The sequence below is a fragment of the Clostridium fessum genome (assembly GCF_027698965.1).
GTDB classification, from domain to species: domain Bacteria; phylum Bacillota; class Clostridia; order Lachnospirales; family Lachnospiraceae; genus Otoolea; species Otoolea fessa.
Genome location: NZ_JAQEQF010000002.1, coordinates 1 through 24,995 on the forward strand (window position 1 = coordinate 1; position 24,995 = coordinate 24,995).

Genomic DNA, 24,995 nt, shown 5'->3' on the forward strand with positions numbered 1-24,995 from the left:
CTGTACATGGAAATGAATCAGATGGAGCCGATCATCGAGTGTGGTATCGCGAGAAATCCGGGCGATGCAATGGCATGGTCTGACGGAGAGGTTTCCTTAGGACCGGTGATCGACACAACCCATGGCAAACTGGTAATTGATGGACCTATCTGCTACTATGGATGCCCGACCACACCGGTTGAGTTAAGAATTGAAAAAGGACGTATCGTAGAGGTAGTTGGCGGCGATCCGAAGATTTGTAAAGAAATCCGCCGTCAGATCGCAGAAGTTAAAGATTCCGACAACATCGCAGAGATCGGACTTGGACTTAATCCGGCTTGTATGTTTAACGGAGACTTCGAGGAAGAGAAGAAGGCAAGAGGAACCTGCCACATCGCAATGGGCAACGGATTCTACTATGGACAGCCTGCACGCTCGACCGTACATATCGACATGGTACAGTACAATCCGACCGTTATCTTCGACGAGGGAACACCAGAAGAGGTTCTGATTGTAAAAGACGGCAAGGTTGTTTGTTTGGGCGACAAATAAAACTATTGCATCCAACTAGACAGTTCACCCCAATTATAACCATATAAATATACCTTACTGTTTTGTATGACGCCAGGAATCCCCGTTCAGCCAGTGTATCGGCTGAACGGGGATTCTTGGTATTTTTAAGTCTGATTTGGATGTGAAGTACCGCCTCCCGAGCAAGAAAAACAGGTGACATTGAGCCGGTATGGAACTGCGGCTGGATGGCAAGCAAGCCGATGCAGGCGATTATCGTCCTGCTGTACGGCAGTACCGTATTCTACGCAATTTTCAGCGCACTGGGAATGCTTCCAGCAGGATGGTAAACCCCTTATCACGAAATATTTATAACATATTCGCAAATGGGTATATTTGTTTATAAGTGTGTGCGGGTTTGATAGTATATAGTCAAACCTCATGAGGAACAGAAAAAACTAAATAAACAGCTATGAAACAGAGAACAATGACAGGCAGATAGCTTAAATCGGCTGGATGCAGAGACTGTCAAATAATAACAAAAGCGAGGAGAATGAGTTATGAGTGATAACAGAATTATCGAATGTATGGAACGTGCACAGTATCTTCTTGGCAACCTGATGGCTGTTAAACCGGGCGAGGAAGTTTTGATTGTCGTTGACCCTCAGACCGATGAGAGAATGACCCAGGCGATGGCAGCAGCCGCTTTAAACTGCGGCGCTGAGTACGGCGTATACATGATGCCGATTCGTGGAAAAGACAAAGCAACCATCTTCCCGAAATCTCTGGAACTTGGCATGGATGCCTGCGATGTATTTGTCGGCATGACCACCGCATCCGGTGCAGCTATCTACAATAACCACCTGAAAGAGCTCATCAACCAGAAGAAACTTCGCGAGGTTTCTATCTGCTTAAGAAATATCGACAACTTCACACGAGGCGGCGCTCTGGCAGACTACGAAGCAGTTTACGCAGATGGCGAGAAACTGCAGGCTATCTGGAGAGGTCATAAGATGGCTCACATCACCACACCGGCTGGTACCGACCTGTACATGGAAATGAATCAGATGGAGCCGATCATCGAGTGCGGTATCGCGAGAAATCCGGGCGATGCAATGGCTTGGTCTGACGGCGAGGTTTCCTTAGGACCGGTGATCGACACAACCCATGGCAAACTGGTAATTGATGGACCTATCTGCTACTATGGATGCCCGACCACACCGGTTGAGTTAAGAATTGAAAAAGGACGTATCGTAGAGGTAGTTGGCGGCGATCCGAAGATTTGTAAAGAAATCCGCCGTCAGATCGCAGAAGTTAAAGATTCCGACAACATCGCAGAGATCGGACTTGGACTTAATCCGGCTTGTATGTTTAACGGAGACTTCGAGGAAGAGAAGAAGGCAAGAGGAACCTGCCACATCGCAATGGGCAACGGATTCTACTATGGACAGCCTGCACGCTCGACCGTACATATCGACATGGTACAGTACAATCCGACCGTTATCTTCGACGAGGGAACACCAGAAGAAGTTCTGATCGTAAAAGACGGCAAGGTTGTTTGTTTGGGCGACAAATAATATGGCTATATATTAAGAAATATCAAGAACGAATTGTCAATGAAAGACTGCACGAATTGCGGCTGTGATTTCCCCTTGAGCAGCCGCAATATAAAACATCAGGAATTTGTAAAAGCTTAGGAATTGAATAAACCTCCATATTAAAAATGGAAGCTGTGGACGCAGGTTAGCTGCCTTAGATGTGTAGAGCGCAGGCGTTCGCAGCTTCTTTTGAGTGCTGATTCACGCACCTGGAAGTTTTGTAAAATAAGCTGGATTCTGCCTGAAAACGGACGGAAAATACAGTTTATTTGTTTACAGATATAGAAATCTTATGATAAAATAATAACAATAAAAAATAACTGTTAGATATGGCGGTTATATTCGTTTATAGCAGATTTTAGCATAGAGATATGGGAAAGTGGATCAGCCATATTTAAGTGCAGAACCATGGCAGAATTCGTTACGGGTCATGTGTGCAAGAATCGTAACATCATTTAAGCAAAGCAGGATGGAAAATGGACAGGGGGAATTGACAAATGCTGAATGAAATGAAGTACGTGTATGAGGTTTACAAAGAAAAGAGTTTTTCCAAAGCGGCGAAGAAGCTTTTTATCAGCCAGCCAGCACTCAGCAACATGGTGCGGAAGGCAGAGAAAGAGATGGGAGCGCCGATTTTTGATCGCAGTACGATTCCGCTGACGGTGACGAAGGAGGGCGCGTATTACATCCGTACCGTTGAAAAGATTCTTTTTCTGGAACGGAATTTGGAACGGTATTTTCAAGATATTGCGGGGCTTCAGGGCGGCACGCTGGCGCTCGGCGGTGCATCTTATTTCTGCTCGTTTGTGTATCCGGATCTGATTGCCCGTTTTCAGACAAAATATCCGCAGGTTACGATTGACCTAACAGAAGGAAATACGCGGGAGCTGAAAGCGGGGTTGGAAAATGAGTCGCTGGATCTGGTGTTGGAGACGGCGATGGAGAAGGACGATACTTCGATCAAACGGTATTTATTCCGGAAGGAAAATCTGATTCTGGCAGTTCCGGAAAGTTTTCCGGTTAACCGGAAGCTGCAGCCATACCGACTGTCCAGGCAGGAGATTCTGTCCAAGTCCTTTTTAAAACCGGAGGTGGAGGCAGTTCCGTTAAAGGAATTTAAGGATGTGCCGTTTATCACGATGAAACCGGGCAATGATATGTATAAACGAGGCGCGAAAATGTGCCGCAACAGCGGTTTTACGATGAAAACTGTGATGATGGTGGATCAGGTGCTGACTTCTTTAAATATCGTCTCCAATGGGGTTGGAGCGATGTTTGTGCGTTCTGATATTGTACAGTGGCGTCCGGAGGACCCGAGGCTGGTCTATTATAAGATAGACGACCCGTTGTCTGAGCGGGAGATCACATTTTCGGTCAAGCGGGGGCGTTATGTGACGGCGGCGATGCGTGAGTTTATGCGTCTGGCAGGCATCCGGTCGGATGATCCGGACGCCGATCCGGCTGCCGGGAGGCAAAAGGAGTAACGGCAATTTCCGAAGACAGGGACTGAATGCGGCGTAAATTCCGGAATGTGGTTGCAAAATCAGTTAATCGTGTAAATTTTATATAATTTTACGTCGATTTAGACTTTACCAGCAGTCTAAAGTATGATAGACTATAACAATGAGGGTAAATGAGTTGCCGATTAAAGGCGGGAGTATTTCTATTCTGGAGAATTCGCGGGATGCTATGAGAGACAGGAGCAAAGGTGGATTTTATGAAGGAGACAGAGGGGATTTATTTATCCAAGACGATGAGGAATAGGAGGAATAGCGGGCAGGAACATGGAAATCACAGTTGCGAAGACGGCTGGCTTCTGCTTTGGCGTGAAGCGGGCAGTCGAGAAGGTATATGATCAGATAGCGACGGGGAAGAAGCCGATCTATACCTACGGTCCCATCATCCACAATGAAGAGGTGGTGCGGGATCTGGAAGAGAAGGGCGTACAGGTCATCAATTCGAAGGAGGAACTGGAAGCCCTGAAAGAAGGCGTGGTCGTCATCCGTTCCCACGGCGTAGGCAGGGAGATCTATGAACTCCTGGAACGCCAGGGACTGGAGCTTGTGGACGCGACCTGTCCATTTGTCAAAAAGATCCACAAGATTGTCCGGGAACAGTGCGAAGCCGGACGCCGCGTGATTATCGTGGGAAATGAGCACCACCCGGAGGTCGAGGGTATCAAAGGCTGGGGAAATGAGTATACTCTGGCAGTCGAGTCACTGGAGGAATTTGAAAATCTGGCACTCAGACCGGATGAAAAGCTCTGTATCGTGGCGCAGACGACATTTAACTACAATAAATTTCAAGATTTAGTTGAAAAAATTTCAAAAACGTATTATGATATACTTGTTTTAAATACGATTTGCAATGCAACACAGGAGAGACAGGTTGAGGCGAGGCAGATAGCTTCACAGGTTGATGTTATGATTGTGATTGGAGGCAAGAACAGTTCTAACACACAAAAGTTGTATGAGATTTGCCGCAGGGAATGTAAACACACTTACTACATTCAGACACTGGAAGATTTCAAGCCTGAGATAACAGGTACTGTGCGCAGCGTAGGTATTACAGCCGGGGCATCGACCCCAAATCAAATTATCGAGGAGGTTCATACTAATGTCAGAATTAAGTTTTGAACAAATGTTTGAAGAATCATCATTCAAGAGATTACGTACAGGAGAGGCTGTTACCGGTCAGGTTATCGGTGTCAAGGAAGACGAAATCATTCTCAGCATCGCTGGAAGCAAATCCGAAGGCATCATCACAAGAAGCGAATTCACCAATGAGCCGGGCGTAGATCTTAGAACCAAAGTTCAGGTTGGCGACGAACTGGAAGCAAAAGTTCTGAAAGTAAACGACGGAGAGGGCATGGCTGCTTTATCTTACAAGAGACTGGCTGCTGATAAGGGTCTGAAACGTCTGAAAGAAGCTTTCGAGAACAAGGAAGTTCTGAAAGAGAAAGTTACACAGGTTATGGAGAAAGGCCTCGTAGTAGAGGTTGAGGGAACCCGTGTATTCATTCCGGCAAGCATGGTTTCTGATACTTATGATAAAGACTTATCCAAGTACGCAGGTCAGGAGATTGAGTTCGTAGTTACCGAGTTCAATCCGAGCGGAAGAAGAAGCCGTATCATCGGCGACCGCAAGCAGATCCTGCTTGAGAAGAAAGCTGCTATGCAGAAAGAATTATTCGAGAAGATCGCTGTTGGTCAGACCGTAGAAGGTGTTGTTAAGAATGTAACTGATTTCGGTGCATTTATCGACCTTGGCGGCGCTGACGGTCTGCTTCACATCTCTGAGATGTCCTGGGGCAGAGTTGAGAATCCGAAGAAGGTTTTCAAAGTAGGCGATAAAGTAAAAGCTCTGATCAAAGATATCAACGGCGAGAAGATCGCTCTGAGCTTAAAGTTCCCGGAGAGCAATCCGTGGGCAAACGCAGCTGAGAAATATGCTGTAGGCAACGTAGTAGAAGGCAAGGTAGCACGTATGACTGATTTCGGCGCATTCGTTGAGCTGGAGCCAGGTGTAGATGCACTTCTTCACGTATCCCAGATTTCCAGAGAGCATGTTGACAAACCATCCGACGTACTGAGCGTAGGACAGGTTATCACTGCTAAGGTAGTTGATTTCAACGAGGCAGACCGCAAGATCAGCCTGAGCATGAAAGCTCTTGAGAATCAGGAAGCAGAAGAAAACTAATCAAACGGTTGACGCCAGTTTCTCATCGGACAGATAGTGCGTCAGACGGAGGATGAAAGAATCATCAGGCTGTCACTTCCACAGGAAGAATGTGGAGGTGGCAGCCGTTTTTGCGATGGCGTGGGGCATGGTATTCTTGACCGGAACGCAGTTGGGTATTTCTGGGATTGGAAGAAAGAGCTGGCTGTTTCTGGCGCTGTAGAAAGCTATTTGGTGATTTTATTAAGATAAAAATGAAAACAGGCAGTATGGCGTATGTGATGGAACATAGGTTGTACGGTCTGTTTTTTGCGTGATGAGGAGCGGGATACGGCGTGGTGAAGGGTTGTGGGAGCAGAAAGATGGATTGGAGTGAGTCATAAGGATATTTGGAAAAATATTGACAAAGAAGGTACACTGATATATAATTTAGATACAATATTATATAACATATAATATTAAACAAGAAAAAATATTATATTTTGAATTAGTGAATCTTAGGAGGGATAAGATGGTTTTTAATACAGGAGCTGCGCTTCTGGATGCGATCGTCCTTTCAGTTGTATCAAAATCTGCAGAAGGAACATATGGGTATAAGATCACGCAGGATGTCCGTCAGGCAATCGAAATATCGGAGTCCACGCTTTATCCGGTGTTGCGGCGGCTTCAGAAGGATGACTGCCTGGAAACATATGACCGGGCGATCGACGGCAGAAACCGACGGTATTACAAAATAACGGAGGCGGGACGGATTCAGCTGAATCTTTACCGGGGTGAGTGGAACGTGTATGCAGGAAAAATTTCAGAGATACTGAAAGAGGGATAAGGAGAGGCAGATCATGAAAAAAGAAGCATTTTTAGAGAGGCTGGAAGCGCTCTTGCAGGATATTCCGGAAGAAGAAAAACGGGATGCGATTGACTATTACCGCGATTATCTGGAGGAGGCAGGACCGGAGAAGGAAGAAGAGGTACTTGCAGAATTTCAGAGTCCGGAGCATATTGCCGAGGTAATCCGGATGGAGCTGCAGAGTGAATGGAGTGGCGGCGAATTTACAGACCGGGGGTACAATGACAGCCGGTTTGAAGAAAGGCGGACGACTTTATCCAGAAGCGGTGGGGCAGAACAGGGAGAACGAGAAAAAGAAGCAGGATTTCAGGCTGGAACCGAGGATGCCCCATTCCGGGAATTTCGGGATGAGGAAACGGGAGAAAATGCGGCATCCAATGAGAATCAAAGAAGCCGTCTGAGCGAGATGCTGCATTGCTTAAAAGAAAAAATAACCGGTTCCAAGATTGGAATGGTTGTGGCAGTTCTGGTAGTGCTTGCAGTTCTTCCGTTTATCTTTAAGCTGGTGACGGGAACCGTGGGAGGTTTTTTTGGGCTGGCGGTCGCACTGGCAGCGATACTTGTGGTGCTGGGACTGATGACGGTGCTGGTATTTGTTGGCGGAATTATGCTGTTCGTTCTGGGTGCGGCGAGTCTGTTTGAACATTTTGCGATGGGACTGATGTTCATCGGATTGGGTATTGCGGCAGAGGGCAGCTGTCTGCTTCTGATATGTGGTTGTGTCCTGTTTTACGGTGTATTCCTACCGTGGGCAGTCAAGGAAATCATTCGGCTTTGCCGTCAGGCAGCAGGTTATCTGTCAGCCAGGGCATAGGAGGATAGGAAAATGAAAAAATGGATGAAAAAAATGGCAATCATTGGCGCTGTCCTCTTTGTGGGTGGAATCGGTGTGACATCGATCGGGGCTGCCATTGGAGGCGCAGCTGCCGGACTGGATTTTCTGATCGATCAGGAAAAAAAATTTCAGGATAAATATAATTGGGGTGATTCGGAGGAAATATGGGATGATACGGAGCAGCTGCCGGAAGAGCTTGATGAGTCGGATGAGGTAAAAGAGCAGCTGAACGGAGAAAGACAATACGAATAGATTTCCAGAAAATGGACATACTCTGAGTACACAAGGTGGAAAGGAGTATTTTTTATGGATGAAAATAAGGTGGATTTTGAGAAAATGACCCCGGCAGAGCGGCTGAAATATGAGGTGGCGGAAGAAATTGGGCTGGCAGACAAGGTACGGCAGTATGGCTGGAGAAGCCTGACTGCCAAGGAGAGCGGGCGGATTGGCGGTCTGATGACGAAGAAAAGGCGGGAGATGAAACAGGATAAGAAAGGCTGATAGATATTTGCTTGAAAACACCAAAAGCCCTTGAAAATAAAGGAAAAATCCAATATTTTCAAGGGCTTTCAAATCTGCCGGCTGCGGGACTTGAACCCGCACGGTGTTGCCACCAATGGATTTTGAGTCCACCTCGTCTGCCATTCCGACAAGCCGGCTGTCTATCGACGCTTTTTATCTTACCAAAATTGGAGACAGATTGCAACTGTTTTTTTGTTTGTTTTGAAATTAAGAAGCGAAGCATTCGCAGGGGCTTGCGTGTTTCATTAAAATAAGGTATGATTAGGTTCAAATGGGTTTATGAACGCGTCATGCGTGAATGATAATTCATATGGAATGACAGACTGGAAAAGGAGGTGGCGTCTGTGACCTGTCGGGAAGCGGAGCGTCTTGTGACGCCGTATATCCAGGATAAACTGAGCGGGGATGAGCTGGAAGCGTTTCTGGAGCATCTGGAACATTGCCGCAACTGTCAGGAAGAATTGGAAATTTATTTTATGGTGGATGTCGGACTGAAACAGCTGGACACCGGATCGGGTACTTTTGATATCATGGGCGCACTGCAGAAGCGGATCGCTGAGTCATATGCCCGTGTGCGCCGGATGTGGCGCTTCCGGAAAATGGAGTATGCGGTCAATACGCTGGGCGTGATGGCGGTATTGGTGACGGTGATGCTGCAGGTCAGGATTTGGCTGGCACCATAGAAAAAAGCAACAAGTGATAGAACAGGAGACGGAAACAGATGGGCAAATTAGTGCTGATAGATGGTCATAGTATACTCAACCGGGCATTTTACGGGGTGCCGGAGTTGACAAATTCGAAGGGACTCCACACCAATGCAGTGTACGGATTTTTAAATATCATGTTCCGGGTGATCGAAGATGAGGGGGCAGACTATCTGGCAGTGGCATTTGACTTGAAAGAGCCGACATTCCGTCACAAAATGTATGCGGCATACAAGGGAACGAGAAAACCGATGCCGCAGGAGTTGCATGAGCAGGTTCCGGTGATGAAGGAAGTGCTGACAGCGATGGGCGTGCCGATTCTTACCAAGGCGGGGTATGAGGCAGACGATATTCTGGGAACGATCGCGAAACGCTGTGCGGCGGAGGGCGTGGAGGTTTCTATCGTATCAGGAGATCGTGATCTGCTGCAGCTTGCAGATACGCACATTAAGATTCGGATGCCGCGTACTTCGAAAGGTACGACGGAGATACGCGACTATTACCCGGAGGATGTGAAGGCGGAGTATCAGGTGACGCCGATCGAATTTATTGATGTAAAGGCGCTGATGGGCGATACTTCGGATAATATTCCGGGCGTGCCATCGATCGGTGAAAAGACGGCAACCAGCCTGATTACCACCTACGGAAGCATTGAGAATGCGTATGCACACATTGATGAGGTAAAGCCGCCGCGCGCACAGAAAGCGCTTCGGGAGCATTATGACATGGCGCAGATGAGCAAGGATCTGGCAACGATCCGCATCAATTGCGAGATTGGTTTTTCGCTGGAGGAGGCGAAGCTGGATTCGCTTTATACGCCGGAGGCATATCAGTATATGAAGCAGCTGGAATTTAAGTCCATTCTGCAGAAATTTGGTGAGGACGCCTTTGCGTCATCAGAAATGGAAAAATCTTTCCGTCTGGTAAATGATTTTGGCGAGGCACAGGTGATTTTTGACCGTGCACAGTGCGCGGAGGAGATCGGCGCGCAGCTGGTGATTGAAAAAGGAAAGGTTGTGGCATTGGCACTCTGCCTGGACGGGACATCGATCTATGCGATCCCGGCGGTTGGGTTCCTGACCGGACAGTATCTGGCGGAGGAGCTGGAACGCCTGATGGAGGTGGTTCCGTCTGTGACGGTTCTGGATCTCAAGATCCAGCTTCCATTTCTTAAAAATCACAGCCGCCGGATCGTGGACGGCATCCGGAATGCAGAAGGAAACCGTGCGGTTATGGACGCAGGCGTGGCGGCATATCTGTTAAATCCGCTCAAGGATACCTATGGATATGATGACCTGGCGCGCGATTACCTGGATATGACCGTGCCGTCACAGGTCGATTTGCTTGGAAAAACGGCGCTGTCGGATGCATTTGAGACAATGCCGGAGAAAGCGTTGAATTGTGTCTGCTACATGGCATATACGGCGTGGAAATCGCGGGAAATCCTGCTGGGGCAGCTTCGAAGACATGGAATGCTGCATCTCTTTTATGAGATAGAGATGCCGGTTATTTACAGCCTCTACCATATGGAAGAGGAAGGTATTCAGGTGCGCCGGGAGGAATTGAAAGCCTACGGCGAACGCCTCCAGACGCAGGTAGAGAAACTGGAGCAGGAGATTTACGCCGAGACGGGCTGTGAATTTAATATTAATTCCCCGAAGCAGCTTGGTGAGGTTTTATTTGAAAAAATGTCCCTGCCGGGCGGCAAAAAGACGAAGACCGGCTATTCGACGGCGGCGGATGTGCTGGAAAAACTGGCGCCGGAGTATCCGGTTGTGCGGAAAGTATTAGACTATCGCCAGGTGGCGAAACTCAAATCGACCTATGCGGACGGGCTAGGTGCATTTATCCGGGAGGACGGACGAATCCACGGAACTTTTAACCAGACGATCACAGCGACGGGACGTATCAGCAGTACGGAGCCGAACCTGCAGAACATTCCGGTGCGTATGGAGCTGGGACGCGAGATCCGGAAGCTGTTTGTACCGCGCGAGGGCTGTGTGCTGGTTGACGCCGATTATTCCCAGATTGAGCTGCGTGTGCTGGCTCATATGTCGAATGACAAAAACCTCATCCAGGCATACCGACAGGCGGAGGACATCCACGCGATCACGGCATCGCAGGTATTCCATGTGCCGCTTGAGGAAGTGACACCGCAGCTTCGCCGCAATGCAAAAGCAGTCAATTTCGGTATCGTATATGGTATCAGCGCGTTTGGGCTGGGCGAAGATCTCGGTATTTCCCGCAAGGAAGCGACCGAGTACATTGAGCGCTACTTTGAAACCTACCCGGATGTCAAACGTTTTCTCGATGGTCTGGTAAAAACGGGCAGGAAATACGGCGAGGTCAAGACTATGTATGGGCGTGTGAGACCGATTCCGGAGCTGAAATCCGGCAATTTTATGCAGCGTTCGTTCGGTGAGCGTGTGGCGATGAATTCCCCGATTCAGGGAACTGCAGCCGACATTATCAAGATTGCGATGATCCGCGTCGATCAACGCCTGCGCCGCGAAGGACTGCGTTCCCGCATTGTCCTCCAAGTGCACGATGAACTCCTGATTGAAACCTGGAAAGAAGAGCTGGAACAGGTGCAGTCGATTCTGGCGACGGAGATGAAACGTGCGGCGCAGCTGCAGGTGGAGCTGGAAATCGATATGAAGATGGGAAATTCGTGGTTTGAAACGAAATAATGGAAAGGTACAGATAAACATGAAGATAATCAGTATTACCGGAGGCGTTGGTTCCGGTAAGAGTGAGGTCCTGCGTGTGCTGCAGGAGGAATTTGACGCGGAAATTATTAAGGCAGATGAAGTGGCTCACCAGCTCATGGAGCCGGGTAAGAAAGGCTATCAGCATGTGGTAGAGGCGTTGGGTGATTCCTTTTTAAATAAGGACGGCAGCATTGACCGCAAAAAGCTGGCGGCGCTTATTTTCCAGAATAAAGAGGCGGTGGAGACGATGAACGCCATCATCCACCCGATGGCGTGGGAGGAGATCCGCTATGCGATCAACCATTCCGACAAGGAGATCATCGTTGTGGAGGCAGCTCTCTATGATGACGACCACAATGCGATGTTTGATGAAATCTGGTATGTATACACATCGGTGGAAAACCGCATCAAGCGTCTGATGGCAAGCCGCGGCTACAGCGAGGAAAAATGCCGGGACATCATGGCAAATCAGGCATCCGAGGACGATTACCGGAGTTTTGCGACGCGTGTGCTGGACAACAACGGCGGGATTGAGGATATTCGGAAGCAGATAGCGTCATTTTTAGGAAAAGAGGATTAGGATACATATGCGGATGGTTAGTATTGCCAGCGGCAGCAGCGGGAATTGTATTTATATAGGAAGCGACAACACCCACGTTCTGGTGGATGCGGGGATCAGCAACAAGCGTATTGAGATGGGGTTAAATGACCTGGGGCTGAATGCGCGGGAACTGGATGGAATTCTCATCACGCATGAACATTCCGACCATATCAAAGGGCTCGGCGTGCTGGCGCGCAAATATGGCACACCTATTTACAGCACAAAAGAGACATTAGAGGAAATTCAGGATTCCAAGAGTCTTGGCGAGATTCCGGAAGATCTGATGCACCCGATTACGCCGGATGTTGATTTTATGGTAGGAGATCTGGAAGTCAAACCGTTCCGGATCGACCATGATGCAGCGAATCCTGTTGCCTACCGGGTTCAGAATGAAAAAAGATCGGTGGCGGTGGCGACGGATATGGGGCATTATTCCCAGTACATCATTGACCATCTGCAGGGGCTGGATGCGATTTTGCTGGAAGCCAACCACGATGTCAAAATGCTGGAGGCAGGACCGTATCCGTATTACCTGAAGCGTCGTATTTTAGGCGATTACGGACACCTTTCCAATGAAAATGCGGGGCGGCTTTTAAGTTCCATTCTGCATGACAATTTGAAGCACATTTTCCTGGGGCATCTGAGTAAGGAAAATAATTACGAAGAGCTGGCATATGAGACGGTGCGTCTGGAGATCACAGAGGGAGATACGCCGTATAAGGCGAATGATTTCCCGATCACAGTGGCAAAACGCGATGCAGTGTCGCAGATTGTGACGGTGTAGAAGACGTAAAAGTATTAAAATTGGTTATACAAAGTCTGAAAACAAGCCAGAAGATATATTTGGGGTTATGGCTTGGAGGCATGGACAAACGTGTGGGGTTGACAGAAATATCGTTACTGTATACGCATACGTGTCCAGTAACGGAATTTGCCGTGGCTTCGCATTTAAATACGGCAAATTCCTGCTGGCACCACGTTTTCTTACGGCACTTTCGGTTCCAAAAGTGCCTACCCGTGTACAGTAACGAAATATCATTTTAGGCATAAAAGTCAGCAGCCGGATGGCAGTTGAATTTTTATAGAAATTAGTAAGTCATAAAAATATTTCCGCCATAGGACGGAGAGCACACAGGAGGATGAAAGCTATGAGTAAGATTATTATTACTATCGTTGGACAGGACCGCGTCGGTATCGTTGCAAAAACGTGTAACTATCTGGCTGACCACAACATGAACATTCTTGACATCACGCAGACGATCCTGCAGGAATATTTCAACATGATGATGATCGTGGATATTTCCGGTTCCAAGACATCCTTTGATGATATGGCGCATGAGCTGGACAAGCTGGGACAGGAGATCGGCGTAAAGATTCTCTGTCAGAGAGAAGAGATTTTTACCAGTATGCACAGAATCTAAGCAAATATTTTCAGAAAGGACGTATAACCAATGATTAACATGCAGGAAGTTCTGGAAACTAATAACATGATCGCGCATGAAAAACTGGATGTGCGGACGATCACGATGGGTATCAGCCTCTTAGACTGTGTGGACAGTGATCTGGCGAAGATGAATGAGAAGATCTACAATAAGATTACAACTTATGCGAAAGATCTTGTATCGACCGGCGATGCCATCGGACGTGAATTTGGTGTTCCGATCGTCAATAAACGTATCTCGGTTACTCCGATCGCGCTGGTAGGTGGAAGCGCCTGCAAGAAGAGCGAGGATTTTGTAGAGATTGCGAAAACACTTGATAAGGCAGCGAAAGAAGTGGGCGTCAACTTTATCGGCGGCTATTCCGCATTGGTTTCCAAGGGAATGACACCGGCGGAAGAGCTTCTGATCCGCTCGATCCCGCAGGCACTTGCCTGCACCGACCGTGTGTGCAGCTCCATCAATGTCGGTTCTACCAAGACAGGTCTTAACATGGATGCGGTCCGTCTGATGGGCGAGATGGTTGTGGCAACCGCAGAGGCAACGAAGGACAATGATTCCCTCGGCTGTGCGAAGCTGGTTGTATTCTGCAACGCGCCGGATGATAACCCGTTCATGGCAGGTGCATTCCATGGCGTGACTGAGGCGGATGCGATCATCAACGTCGGCGTCAGCGGTCCGGGAGTTGTAAAGACGGCTCTGGAAAAGGTACGTGGCGAGAACTTTGAGGTGCTGTGTGAGACGATCAAGAAGACGGCGTTCAAGATCACCCGTGTTGGACAGCTGGTAGCACAGGAGGCGTCCAAACGTCTGGGCGTTCCGTTTGGCATCATTGATCTGTCGTTGGCACCGACTCCGGCAGTCGGAGACAGTGTGGCGGAGATTCTGGAAGAGATCGGCTTAGAGCGCAGTGGTGCACCGGGTACAACAGCAGCGCTGGCAATGTTAAATGATCAGGTTAAGAAGGGCGGCATCATGGCGTCCTCCTATGTTGGCGGACTCAGCGGTGCGTTTATTCCGGTCAGCGAGGATCAGGGCATGATCGATGCAGTTTCTGAGGGTGCGCTTACGATTGAGAAGCTGGAAGCAATGACCTGTGTCTGCTCTGTAGGTCTTGATATGATTGCGATCCCAGGCGATACGAAAGCGACCACGATCGCCGGTATCATCGCGGACGAGGCGGCAATCGGCATGATCAACCAGAAGACAACGGCAGTCCGCCTGATTCCGGTCATCGGAAAAACAGTGGGCGATACGGCAGAGTTCGGCGGTCTGCTTGGCTATGCGCCGATCATTCCGGTCAATCGTTTCTCCTGCGACAACTTTGTCAAACGTACCGGACGTATCCCGGCACCAGTACACAGCTTTAAGAACTAATAGGAGTTTCATATGGATAAATCACAGGAACTGAGAGAGGTGCTTCTGCGGTATCTCGATGCCGATCTGGAGCGAATCATTTTCAGCAACCCGAGAACCCGTGAATCCTATCTGAAATTAACCGTGCGTCCTCTGCTTCTGCGGGGGGCGCTTGCTTTTCAGACGGAAGAATTTACGGAAAAACAGGCATTTCAGAAAAATCAGAACGCAGAAAAGACTGCCGAGTATCTGCTCGGAGAGCTGGAAAACCATTACCGCAATGCGGAGATCGCGTCGCTTCACGGGATTGTCAATATTCTGATCAGTAAGAAGGGGACGGTGACGATCAAAGAGAAGAAGGTGGGGGTTAAAAAGGCAGAGAATCGGACGGTATCGGTGGCAGCAGGTGATGTGCAGAAAGCTGGAAAGCAGATGCCGGCGAAGAGTTATGCAGATGTGAAAGAAAATTCGCTCGAAAAATCGGGTCAGAGTCAGTCAAGTCACGAAAACGGAAAGATGCAGAGAAGTGCTAAAATACAGGGAAATGGTAAACTGCAGAGCAATGCGAAACAGCAGAAAAATGCCGGAACAGGACTGTCGGTTGGCATGGATGCCGCAGCGTTTTCAGAACGTCTGGCTTCGTTATCCCATAACCGTACTAAAAAATACGTCCTTCAGGAAGGCGTCCCAGTCCCATTTCTGGTAGATCTCGGTGTCATGACGGCAGAAGGCAAAGTTGTGAAATCCCGCTACGACAAATTTCGCCAGATCAACCGTTTCCTGGAATTTATTGAAGATGTACTTCCGAATCTCGATCCGAACCGGACGAATACGATCATTGATTTCGGATGCGGGAAATCATATCTGACGTTTGCGATGTATTACTATCTGCATGTGCTGAAAAAATATTCGATCCGTGTCATCGGTCTGGATTTGAAAAAAGATGTCATTGCGCTCTGCAACCGCCTGAGCAAGAAGTTTGGATTTGAGAACCTGACCTTCCTGCACGGCGACATCGCCGGATATGAGGGCGTCGATCAGGTCGATATGGTCGTGACGCTGCACGCCTGTGATACAGCGACCGATTATGCGCTGGCAAAAGCGGTCAAATGGGGCGCAAAAGTCATTCTTTCCGTTCCGTGCTGTCAGCATGAGATTAACAAGCAGATTCAGAACGACCTTCTGTCGCCGGTTTTACAGTACGGCCTTCTGAAAGAACGTATGTCGGCGCTTCTGACCGACGGAATCCGAGGGCAGCTCCTCGAAATGTCCGGCTACCGGACGCAGATTCTCGAATTCATCGACATGGAACACACACCGAAAAACATCATGATCCGTGCGATCCGCCAGGGCAAGAAAGCAGACGGGGCGGCATTAGAGACAATGATGAAGGAATTGCATGTGAAGCCGACATTGTATGGATTGTTGGTGGGGGAAGAGGCGTAGGAAATTTAGAAAGCACTTTTATGGAGGTTGATAATGCTGGACAGTTATAGCTGATAAAACCTCTTCGCAAATTCCAAAAACACCCCGCCTTCCTCTGCCATATACTTAACCGGCGAATACACCAGATAGAGTTTCCGGAGAAAGGCAGCTTCCCCAAGCGGAAAGAGAAGCAGTTTCCCCTGCCGTGCATCTGCCTGTACAGTTGCTTTTGAGAGAATGGAGATGCCCATTCCCAGCATGATACACTGCTTGAGGGCGGCGGCATCGTCCATCACGGCAATAACATTTAAATCATCGAGTGAAAGCCCTTTATTTTTCAGGAAATAAAGGGTTTCCTGTTTTGTGCCGGAATTATCTTCCCGGAGCAGAAATGGTTCTTTTAAGAGGGCATCCAGCGGTGATGGAATAGACTGGTAAGCCTGATAATGCGGTGTGGCGGGGGCGGCGATCACAAGCTCATCGGAGGCAAAGGGGAGAAATTCGCAGGAGGTGTCTGAGGTAGTAGTTCCGACCAGACCGATGTCGCAGATGCCGTCATCCACCTTATGTACAACGTCCAGGCTGTCTGAGCAGGAGGCATAGACACGGATATCAGGATGAACTGCGTGATAAGCGCTTAAAAGTTCCGGCAGAAAATAAAGGGACGGAACGGAGGATGCGCCGATCCGAAGCTGCGGTTTCGTCTCGTTGGCGAGTTCCACGATTGCTTTCTGCTGCAGGGTCAGAATCTCCGTGGCATAGGAATATAATTTTGTCCCGGCAGGAGTCAGGGAGAGCGATTTGGTGGTGCGCTTTAAAAGCTGGGTGTGAAATTCCTCCTCCAGACTGCGGATGTGGGCGCTGACAGTCGGCTGTGAGATGTACAGCTTCTGGGCGGCAAGCGAAAAACTCTGATATTTGACGGTGTACACGAAAGCTTCTAATTGGCGGATGTCCATATATTTAAAATCCTTTCTATAGATAAAATCAATTTTTAATGATTCTGTGATAAAATCCAAAATTAAAATGAATAGTAGACAGGTGAAAACAATCTCTAAAGAAGAGTGTAGCTTTATTTATTGAAAATATCAATAAGTTTATAGCAAATATCAATATAAACGATTTTACCATAAAAATACAGGATGTTATACTTGTCTGCGGAAAGTATGGATAGATCCATGAAATGTACGCGCTTGAAATTTTTCTTGTTTGATTTTGTGAGATGATTTTTTTGCCAGATGCACTCAAATTTCTGATATGTATTGATGAAATGCGAGTGTGGTGCGTGAAATCACCCACAATGACGAGTGTGAGAAAAACTTTAAGAGTACATGAAATAAAAAAGGAGGCAGGTATGAAAGTATTTGACAAGACATGGAAGCTGGCAGTGGCAGGCGCGCTTGTGGGTGTGCTGGCAGCATTGCTGGCGTATTTTGGAAATCCGGCCAATATGGCGATCTGTATTGCGTGCTTCGTACGTGATACGGCGGGCGCGCTGAAACTTCACTCAGCAGCACCGGTTCAGTATTTCCGTCCGGAGATTGTAGGATTTGCAGTGGGAGCATTTGCGATCTCACTGGCGACGAACGAGTATAAGGCGACGGCAGGCTCTTCACCGATGATCCGCTTTGTTCTGGGTGCGATCATGGTAATCGGCGCGCTGGTATTCTTAGGGTGTCCGCTGCGTATGGTTCTGCGTATGGCAGCCGGTGACCTGAATGCGTATGTAGCGCTGGTTGGATTTGCAGGCGGTATTGCAACTGGTTCGTTCTTCCTGAAAAAGGGATTTTCGCTGGGCAGAGCGTATGAGACGCAGAAATCAAGCGGATATGTGCTTCCGGTGCTCCTTCTGGCGCTTTTTATCATTGGAGCAGTAACAGGCGTATACGCAGCCAGCACGGAAGGACCGGGAAGCAAGCACGCACCGGTTCTGATTTCCCTGGTTGCGGCTCTCCTGATTGGTGCATTGGCACAGAAGAGCCGTATGTGTTTTGCAGGTAGCATCCGTGATGTGATTCTGATGAAAAACTTTGATCTGCTCAGCATTATCGGCGCACTGTTTGCAGTCATGCTGATTTTTAACCTTGCAACTGGCAATTTCCATTTGAGCTTTTCCGGTCAGCCGATCGCGCACTCCCAGCATCTCTGGAATATTCTGGGTATGTATGCCGTTGGATTTGCAGCCGTTCTGGCTGGCGGATGCCCGCTGCGTCAGATCATTCTGGCAGGGCAGGGCTCCTCGGACAGTGCGGTAACCTTTCTGGGAATGCTGTTAGGGGCGGCACTTGCACACAATTTTAACCTGGTTGGTGCGGCAGCAAAAGCGGCAACCGAGACAGAGGCAGCCGTTTTGGGTGGTCCGGCGATGCCGGGCAAAATTGCCGTAATTGTATGTATTGCCCTGTTATTCGTGATTGCAGCGGCAAATATGAAACGTAGAAAGAAATAAAGAAAAGAGGAAACGGAAAATGTCAGATTTTGTTGAGGTAGATGTGCGGGGACTCTCCTGTCCGGAACCGGTTTTGATGGTGATGGATGCGATGGATGAACATCCGGGAAAACAGATCCGTGTGCTTGGCGATGAGACACACACCCGGACGAATATTGAGCGCACGTTGGAGTATCATGGAAAAGAGGGGCACACCGAGGTGCTGGAAAACGGCTGTTTCACCATTACCTTTGAAGCGTGATGCTGCTCTGGAATATTAAATAGGTGGAAATGATGAGGCAGAAACGGGAATATCGGATTTTTACCTTTCACACGACGGCTGCGGCGATGGAGATGGAGGCATTCTGCCGGGAACAGGGAATCAGAGGGCGCCTGGTGCCTGTCCCACGCGAACTCTCAGCAGGCTGTGGAATTGCCTGGCGGATGGAACCGGCGGAATATGAACGGTTTCAGGGAGTGATTGCGGAGAGCCAGATTGAGATCGAGCAGAGCTGTGTGATGATGAATTAAACAAAATGTTATGTTAGAGCAGATATCATAGAAAAAGTATATAGGAAAAAGCGGCGGTATCGGCAGTGGCGAGACATTCAAAAAAGAATGGAGCGCTGACAGTGTGATACCGCTGCTTTTTGGTGTGTAAATCGAGGTCAGAATGAGGTCATTGAGGTCAGAAATCAAATCATGACCTCGATGACCTCATTTGTGACCTCGATGATCCCAATATTTTGAAATATTATTCTCCCGCCTTCGCCTCATCCAGCAGCCGTGCAATCTCCCCGCGCACCAGCGAGAATGCAACCTCATTCCGCCCGCTGTTGGTAACCACATCCGCATAGGCGCGGGTCGGTTCTACAAAGAGGGCATGCATCGGTTTGACGGTGGTCAGGTACTGATCGATGATGTTTTCGATATCGCGTCCACGCTCTTTCGTGTCACGTAAGATTCGGCGGAGAATTCGCTCATCGGCATCGGCATCGACGAAAATGCGGATGTCGAGCAGATTGCGGAGTGCTTCGTCATAGAGAACGAGAATGCCCTCCAACAGGATAACCGGGCGCGGCTCGATGTGAATGGTTGCTTCGGCGCGGTTGTGGTTGGCGTAGTTGTAGGTTGGACAGTCGATCGCCTCCCAGTTTTTCAGTTTATTAAGGTGCTCAAGAAGCAGCTCTGTCTCAAATGCATCCGGGTGGTCGTAGTTCAGCTTTTTGCGCTGTTCAAATGGCATGTCATCGTGGGCGCGGTAGTAGTTGTCGTGGTAAAGCACGGTTACCTGATCACCAAATGCGTCTTTCAGACGGTTTGTAAAAGTGGATTTTCCTGAATCGGTTCCTCCGGCAATTCCGATGATAATAGGTGATTTTCTATTCACTATGTTTTCCTCCATTTGTAAGTTTTATCTCAGTCGAGAAGAGTCCCACCTCTTTAGGTGGCGAGTAATAGCAAATTTGTCTCAGTGGGAGGTGGGTCTCCGACTGAGATAAACGCTCCGCGGGGATGCGCAGTGATTCTGTATGGAATATGTCAGCTTTGCTGACCAGAATCACGCGCCAAGTCTCACGGACGTTCGACTTGAAAATTGGTTCATTTTTATACAAAAACCAGTCCTTCTGTATATTCATTTTGAAATACGCCGCTGCGCTTCATCCGCACCGTCTGGTATAAATGCGAGGCGTACACCTCCTGCTCCAGCAGCGCGAGCGCCGACGGGGAGAGGTTCTGGGCGGCATCTGCCATTTTAGTGATGAGGGGGATGCTGCTTTTTTTATGCAGACAGGAGAGCAGAGGGCTGCTCTGCCTGCGAAAACCGAGAATCCGTGCATAGAGTGCATAGCCCTCGTCCTTCCACCGGGAAATATCTTCCTCGCGCATACCGAGTACCAGATGCAGAAGCGCCCGGCTGACACGCGTGTAGGTAAGCTGGCGCGTCTTTAACGCCTGAATCCGTTCTTCAAAAGAGAGAGGAAAGTAAGGTGGTTTTGCAAGACGGGCGGCAAGCTCCGGGGAGAGATCTGCGATGCGGGATATAGCCTGCGTATTGGTATCAACAGACAAAGTGCTGGAAGGCATAACGACGTTTGTGGCAGCAATGGAACCTTTCGCTGAAGATTTCTGCATCTGTAAAACAGCCATATTTAAAAGTTCTGAAAAGTCATCCGTAAAAACGGGAAGTGCACCTGCGTATGCGGGATGCGTCACGGCTGGCAGATGAGGTATTAAAATATTAAATAAAATCTCACTTTTTGAATCAGAACCCGGTTCCTGTTTTAGTGAAGCTGGACTATCTGCTGACAGATTTTCATAGCTCTTCCGAACTATCCCGCGAATTGCCGAAGCGGATGGAAACTTTGCTTCAGACAGTGCATCCTCATGATATCCGCTTCCCTCCCGCGAAATCGTATAAAATTCCATCGGGCTGTGCAGATCTTCCGCCGCCCGCAGATATTCAATCCCAAGGATATTATTAGGGGAGTTTAAAATGGAAGACCATATATGAGAGTTCGACACATCTGTATTTGCGTGAAAATCTTCTACATTTTCAACTCTTGTCCCGCCCGCCTGTGTTTCTCCCAGCGCCTTCGCCCGTGCCTGCGGATAAGTCAGTCCCGCCTTCAACCCTTTCCGCAGCCGTTCCTGAAATTCTGCCGATTCGTGGTTCAGCGCAGAAGCAGCCTGCTTAAGGAATTCAATCTGCCCGCATTCACTGCCGAACACAACGGCATCCACACCGATCGCCGACAGAAGCGCGACTCCATAGGCGGCAAATTCATGCGCCGAAGCGGTAGAAAAAGCGACCGGCATCTCAAGTACCAGGTCGGCACCGGCGAGAAGAGCGGCTTTTGTACGACGGTACTTATCAAAGATGGCGGGTTCGCCGCGCTGGACGAAGCTGCCGCTCATCAGGACGACGCAGTAGTCTGCGCCGGTCAGTTCCCTTGCCTGCTGCATATGATACAGATGTCCGGCATGGAACGGGTTATATTCGGTAATTAAACCTACGATTTTCATAAATTTCAATCCTGTTTTTTGCATTTTTGCGAGGAATTTTGTAGCAGCCTATTTATAATAGAAATAAAAATAAAAGACTGTTGCTGTTGCGGCAGAAAAATCTGTAAAAAATAGCAGCCATTTTCTGCTTCATTTACATTATATAGTGGAAGTGCGGGAGCGTAAAGGAAAAATTATAGTGCATCTTGTTAAAAATTTAATTAATCAAAAATTTGAAAATCGCTCTTGTATACAATAAACAACTGGTATATAATGTTAGCAGTAATAGACACACACTTATGAAAGGGGTTTTATAACCATGGCATTTATTGACAAGATTAAGGAAAGAGCAAAAGCAGACAAGAAAACCATCGTTCTTCCAGAGTCAATGGACAAGAGAACATACGAGGCAGCTGAGAAAATTCTGAAAGAGGGTATCGCAAATCTGATCATCATCGGTACTCCGGAAGAGATTGAGAAAAACGGCAAAGGCTTCGACATTTCCGGTGCCACCATCGTTGACCCGTACAATGATCCGAATAAGCAGAAATACATCGACAAGTTCGTTGAATTAAGAGGCAAAAAAGGTGTTACTCCGGAAGTCGCAAAAGAGCAGATGGAGAAAGACTATATGTACTATGCTTGCCTGATGTGCAAGTGCGGCGATGCTGACGGCGCTGTATCTGGTGCATGCCATTCTACCGGCAACACCATTCGTCCGGCTCTGCAGCTTCTGAAGACCAAACCGGGTATTAGCTCTGTATCTGGCTTCTTCCTGATGGAAGTTCCGGATTGCGAGTTCGGTGAGAACGGTCTGTTCGTATTCGCTGACTGTGCAGTAAACACTGACTTCGATTCCAACAAGCTGGCTGAGATCGCTGGTCTGTCCGCAGAGAGCTTCAAGATGTTGGTTGGCGCAGAGCCGAAGGTAGCTATGCTGTCCTATTCTTCTATGGGTTCCGCTAAACATGATGATGTTACCAAGGTAGCAGAGGCAGTTAAGATTGCTCATGAGAAGTTCCCGGAACTGAAACTGGATGGCGAGCTTCAGCTTGATGCAGCACTGGTTCCGTCTGTAGGCGAGGCTAAGGCACCGGGCAGCTCCGTAGCTGGACATGCTAACACCTTAGTATTCCCGTCCCTGGAAGCAGGCAACATTGGTTACAAACTGGTTCAGAGACTTGCAAAAGCTGGCGCTTATGGTCCGGTTCTTCAGGGTCTGTCCATGCCGGTAAACGATCTGTCCAGAGGATGCTTCGCAGACGATATCGTAGGCGTAGTAGCTATCACAGCTGTACAGGCTCAGCAGGCATAATTAATACCAATTGGAATCAAATGGATGGAGAACTGGCACCGCGTCAGAGAATCTTAAATCCGTTTAATTAAGAATTAAAAGTGATAATTACAGTTCAGCCCGGTATTCATACATAATCCTGCAGTTCACAACAGGGCAGTGCAGACGTTTTTGCAGATGCTTCCGTGTGAACCGCATATAGAGAATACCTGTGGCTGAATTGTGATGTTATAAAGAAAGGAATCTATTACCATGAATATTTTAGTTATTAACTGCGGAAGTTCTTCCTTAAAGTATCAGTTAATCAACTCTGAGACAGAGGGCGTTCTGGCTAAGGGTCTTTGCGAGAGAATCGGCATCGACGGTATGCTGACTTACCAGCCGGAGGGCGGCGAAAAAGAGAAATCTGAGATCGCTATGCCGACCCATACAGAGGCTATTAACGCAGTTCTGGCAGCCCTGACTAACGAGAAGAGCGGCGTTATCAAGAGCCTGTCTGAGGTAGGTGCAGTTGGACATCGTGTCGTACACGGCGGCGAGAAATTTACTTCTTCCTGCTTAATCAACGACGAGTCCATGAAAGCGATCGAAGAGTGCAACGATCTGGCACCGCTTCACAACCCGGCAAACCTGATCGGTATCCGTGCCTGCCAGGAACTTATGCCAGGCGTACCGATGGTAGCTGTATTTGATACCGCTTTTCATCAGACCATGCCGGATGTTGCTTACACCTACGGTATTCCGTATGAATACTATGAGAAATACAAAGTTAGACGTTACGGCTTCCATGGTACTTCCCACAGCTACGTATCTAAGAGAACCGCTGAGATCGTTGGAAAACCGTATGATCAGATGAAGATCATTGTTTGCCACCTGGGTAACGGCGCCAGCATCTCCGCTGTAAACTGCGGCAAATCTGTAGACACCAGCATGGGTCTGACTCCACTGGAAGGTCTGGTTATGGGTACACGTTCTGGTGACCTCGATCCGGCTATCATCGATTTCGTAGGTAAAAAAGAAGGTCTGTCCCTGGATGAGATGAACGAAGTCCTGAATAAGAAATCCGGTATGCTCGGTATCTCCGGCGTATCCAGCGATGGTCGTGATCTGGAAGCAGCAGCTGAGACTGGCAACAAGAGAGCACAGCTGGCCCTGGACGTATTCGATTACCGCGTAATCAAATATATCGGTGCATACGCAGCAGCTATGAACGGTGTAGATGCAATCGCATTTACCGCTGGTATCGGCGAGAACAACATCAAGATGAGAAAAGATGTTTGCAGCAGCCTGACCTACTTAGGCGTTAAACTGGATGAGGAGAAGAACAACGTAAGAGGTGAGGAGAGAATCATCTCTGCTGACGACTCCAAGGTTCAGGTTCTTCTGGTTCCGACCAACGAAGAGCTGGCTATCGCCCGCGAGACTCTTGCACTGGTAAAATAATTAAATATGAATTAAAATTTGCAAAAATATGTAAAATTAATCATTGACAAACGCGCTCGACCTTTGTATAATATCAAAGTGCGTATTAGGAGATTAGTATGCTGATTCATTTATCAGAACTTTTTAACTGCGAGGGTAGAAAGAAAGTCTATACAGTCGAGACTGCGCTGGACTCTGTTGATTTTGACGGAGAGACGTTTCAGATTGAGAAGGCTGAGCCTTTTGAACTGGAACTGACGGCTAAGACACGGCATAAGTATACGATGAGTGGTCATGCGACGCTGACGGTGGGAGGTCACTGTGCGCGTTGTCTGGAGCCAGTATCTTTCGACTGTGAACTGGATTTTGGACGAGAGTTTGAGGTGCAGGACGGTCAGGAGGAGAGTTTAGATGATGAACCCTTTATGAAGGGGTACAATCTGGATGTAGACCAGTTGGTTTGCAACGAACTGCTACTGAGCTTGCCTATGAAAGTCCTGTGCAGAGAAGACTGCAAGGGGATTTGCAATAGATGTGGTACAAATCTTAATCTTCGGACTTGTACCTGTGACACTAGGTCGCTCGATCCAAGGATGTCGGTTATCCAGGAGATATTCAATGAATTTAAGGAGGTGTAACC

At 48.3% G+C, this 24,995-nt stretch carries 25 protein-coding genes, 1 tRNA gene and 1 pseudogene; 23 read left to right on the forward strand and 4 right to left on the reverse strand.

Annotated features, from left to right (window positions below; translation table 11 throughout):
• The 10 genes and pseudogenes from PG862_RS02725 to PG862_RS02770 form a co-directional block, all read left to right on the forward strand.
• A pseudogene (locus PG862_RS02725) lies at positions 1-531 on the forward strand (aminopeptidase); the annotation flags it as partial.
• Between the two features lie 518 nt (positions 532-1,049).
• Complete coding sequence (locus tag PG862_RS02730; protein ID WP_118472903.1) at positions 1,050-2,066, forward strand: aminopeptidase; 1,017 nt, start codon at positions 1,050-1,052, stop codon at positions 2,064-2,066.
• A gap of 518 nt (positions 2,067-2,584) precedes the next feature.
• The gene (locus PG862_RS02735; RefSeq protein ID WP_106999740.1) at positions 2,585-3,571 is read left to right on the forward strand and encodes a LysR family transcriptional regulator; all 987 of its coding nucleotides are present in this window, start codon (positions 2,585-2,587) and stop codon (positions 3,569-3,571) included.
• A gap of 300 nt (positions 3,572-3,871) precedes the next feature.
• The gene (gene ispH, locus PG862_RS02740; protein ID WP_118467777.1) at positions 3,872-4,723 is read left to right on the forward strand and encodes a 4-hydroxy-3-methylbut-2-enyl diphosphate reductase; all 852 of its coding nucleotides are present in this window, start codon (positions 3,872-3,874) and stop codon (positions 4,721-4,723) included.
• Positions 4,704-5,786 carry a 30S ribosomal protein S1 gene (gene rpsA, locus PG862_RS02745; RefSeq protein ID WP_022360427.1) on the forward strand — a complete coding sequence of 361 codons (1,083 nt, stop codon included), beginning with the start codon at positions 4,704-4,706 and terminating at the stop codon, positions 5,784-5,786. The genes ispH and rpsA overlap by 20 nt, the downstream gene beginning before the upstream one ends.
• 52 nt (positions 5,787-5,838) lie before the next feature.
• Positions 5,839-5,988, forward strand: coding sequence for a hypothetical protein (locus tag PG862_RS14350; protein WP_333490962.1), 150 nt, complete (start codon positions 5,839-5,841; stop codon positions 5,986-5,988).
• Positions 5,989-6,276: 288 nt separating this feature from the next.
• A complete protein-coding gene (locus PG862_RS02755; protein ID WP_022360428.1) occupies positions 6,277-6,591 on the forward strand; it encodes a PadR family transcriptional regulator in 315 nt (104 codons plus the stop codon).
• 13 nt (positions 6,592-6,604) lie between these two features.
• Positions 6,605-7,426, forward strand: a complete 822-nt coding sequence (locus PG862_RS02760) for an HAAS signaling domain-containing protein (RefSeq protein WP_270706417.1) — start codon at positions 6,605-6,607, stop codon at positions 7,424-7,426.
• A gap of 12 nt (positions 7,427-7,438) precedes the next feature.
• The gene (locus PG862_RS02765; protein WP_270706421.1) at positions 7,439-7,699 is read left to right on the forward strand and encodes a hypothetical protein; all 261 of its coding nucleotides are present in this window, start codon (positions 7,439-7,441) and stop codon (positions 7,697-7,699) included.
• Positions 7,700-7,753: 54 nt separating this feature from the next.
• Entirely contained in the window at positions 7,754-7,948 is a 195-nt protein-coding gene (locus PG862_RS02770; protein ID WP_106999744.1) for a small, acid-soluble spore protein, alpha/beta type, read from the forward strand.
• Between the two features lie 75 nt (positions 7,949-8,023).
• Here the strand turns inward: PG862_RS02770 and PG862_RS02775 are convergent.
• Positions 8,024-8,106 (reverse strand) — tRNA-Leu (locus PG862_RS02775).
• Between the two features lie 207 nt (positions 8,107-8,313).
• Between PG862_RS02775 and PG862_RS02780 the strand changes: the two genes are divergently transcribed.
• From PG862_RS02780 to PG862_RS02810, 7 genes are all read left to right on the forward strand, one after another.
• Positions 8,314-8,652, forward strand: coding sequence for a zf-HC2 domain-containing protein (locus tag PG862_RS02780; RefSeq protein ID WP_022360432.1), 339 nt, complete (start codon positions 8,314-8,316; stop codon positions 8,650-8,652).
• A 38-nt stretch (positions 8,653-8,690) separates the two neighbouring features.
• Positions 8,691-11,363, forward strand: a complete 2,673-nt coding sequence (gene polA / locus PG862_RS02785) for a DNA polymerase I (RefSeq protein WP_118522357.1) — start codon at positions 8,691-8,693, stop codon at positions 11,361-11,363.
• 19 nt (positions 11,364-11,382) lie between these two features.
• The gene (gene coaE, locus PG862_RS02790) at positions 11,383-11,964 is read left to right on the forward strand and encodes a dephospho-CoA kinase (RefSeq protein WP_118637542.1); all 582 of its coding nucleotides are present in this window, start codon (positions 11,383-11,385) and stop codon (positions 11,962-11,964) included.
• A gap of 7 nt (positions 11,965-11,971) precedes the next feature.
• Complete coding sequence (locus tag PG862_RS02795) at positions 11,972-12,769, forward strand: MBL fold metallo-hydrolase (protein WP_022360435.1); 798 nt, start codon at positions 11,972-11,974, stop codon at positions 12,767-12,769.
• Positions 12,770-13,133: 364 nt separating this feature from the next.
• A complete protein-coding gene (locus tag PG862_RS02800) occupies positions 13,134-13,406 on the forward strand; it encodes an ACT domain-containing protein (RefSeq protein ID WP_022360436.1) in 273 nt (90 codons plus the stop codon).
• Positions 13,407-13,436: 30 nt separating this feature from the next.
• Positions 13,437-14,801: a PFL family protein gene (locus PG862_RS02805; RefSeq protein ID WP_106999746.1), complete on the forward strand. Its 1,365-nt coding sequence runs from the start codon at positions 13,437-13,439 to the stop codon at positions 14,799-14,801.
• A 12-nt stretch (positions 14,802-14,813) separates the two neighbouring features.
• Complete coding sequence (locus PG862_RS02810; RefSeq protein ID WP_270706423.1) at positions 14,814-16,226, forward strand: class I SAM-dependent methyltransferase; 1,413 nt, start codon at positions 14,814-14,816, stop codon at positions 16,224-16,226.
• A 44-nt stretch (positions 16,227-16,270) separates the two neighbouring features.
• Here PG862_RS02810 and PG862_RS02815 read toward each other — a convergent pair whose 3' ends face one another.
• Complete coding sequence (locus tag PG862_RS02815) at positions 16,271-17,164, reverse strand: selenium metabolism-associated LysR family transcriptional regulator (RefSeq protein ID WP_147353321.1); 894 nt, start codon at positions 17,162-17,164, stop codon at positions 16,271-16,273.
• A 341-nt stretch (positions 17,165-17,505) separates the two neighbouring features.
• On the opposite strand from PG862_RS02815, the gene yedE reads away from it, so the two are divergent.
• The 3 genes from yedE to PG862_RS02830 are packed head-to-tail and all read left to right on the forward strand — an operon-like array spanning position 17,506 to position 19,164.
• Positions 17,506-18,654: a YedE family putative selenium transporter gene (gene yedE, locus PG862_RS02820; protein WP_329750968.1), complete on the forward strand. Its 1,149-nt coding sequence runs from the start codon at positions 17,506-17,508 to the stop codon at positions 18,652-18,654.
• Between the two features lie 19 nt (positions 18,655-18,673).
• Positions 18,674-18,895, forward strand: coding sequence for a sulfurtransferase TusA family protein (locus tag PG862_RS02825; protein ID WP_270706424.1), 222 nt, complete (start codon positions 18,674-18,676; stop codon positions 18,893-18,895).
• A gap of 29 nt (positions 18,896-18,924) precedes the next feature.
• Complete coding sequence (locus tag PG862_RS02830) at positions 18,925-19,164, forward strand: DUF3343 domain-containing protein (RefSeq protein ID WP_242995693.1); 240 nt, start codon at positions 18,925-18,927, stop codon at positions 19,162-19,164.
• A gap of 223 nt (positions 19,165-19,387) precedes the next feature.
• Here PG862_RS02830 and udk read toward each other — a convergent pair whose 3' ends face one another.
• Together udk and PG862_RS02840 are read right to left on the reverse strand one after the other, a co-directional pair.
• Positions 19,388-20,023, reverse strand: coding sequence for a uridine kinase (gene udk / locus PG862_RS02835; protein ID WP_270706426.1), 636 nt, complete (start codon positions 20,021-20,023; stop codon positions 19,388-19,390).
• Positions 20,024-20,241: 218 nt separating this feature from the next.
• A complete protein-coding gene (locus PG862_RS02840; protein WP_118481754.1) occupies positions 20,242-21,660 on the reverse strand; it encodes a tRNA(Met) cytidine acetate ligase in 1,419 nt (472 codons plus the stop codon).
• Positions 21,661-21,958: 298 nt separating this feature from the next.
• Between PG862_RS02840 and pta the strand changes: the two genes are divergently transcribed.
• From pta to PG862_RS02855, 3 genes are all read left to right on the forward strand, one after another.
• On the forward strand, positions 21,959-22,954 hold the full coding sequence (pta, locus tag PG862_RS02845; protein ID WP_270706427.1) for a phosphate acetyltransferase: 996 nt from the start codon (positions 21,959-21,961) through the stop codon (positions 22,952-22,954).
• Positions 22,955-23,185: 231 nt separating this feature from the next.
• Positions 23,186-24,376 (forward strand): acetate/propionate family kinase, encoded by a 1,191-nt coding sequence (locus tag PG862_RS02850; protein WP_022360442.1) that lies wholly within the window; start codon positions 23,186-23,188, stop codon positions 24,374-24,376.
• 98 nt (positions 24,377-24,474) lie between these two features.
• Positions 24,475-24,993 carry a YceD family protein gene (locus tag PG862_RS02855; RefSeq protein WP_022360443.1) on the forward strand — a complete coding sequence of 173 codons (519 nt, stop codon included), beginning with the start codon at positions 24,475-24,477 and terminating at the stop codon, positions 24,991-24,993.
• Positions 24,994-24,995: the final 2 nt, after the last annotated feature.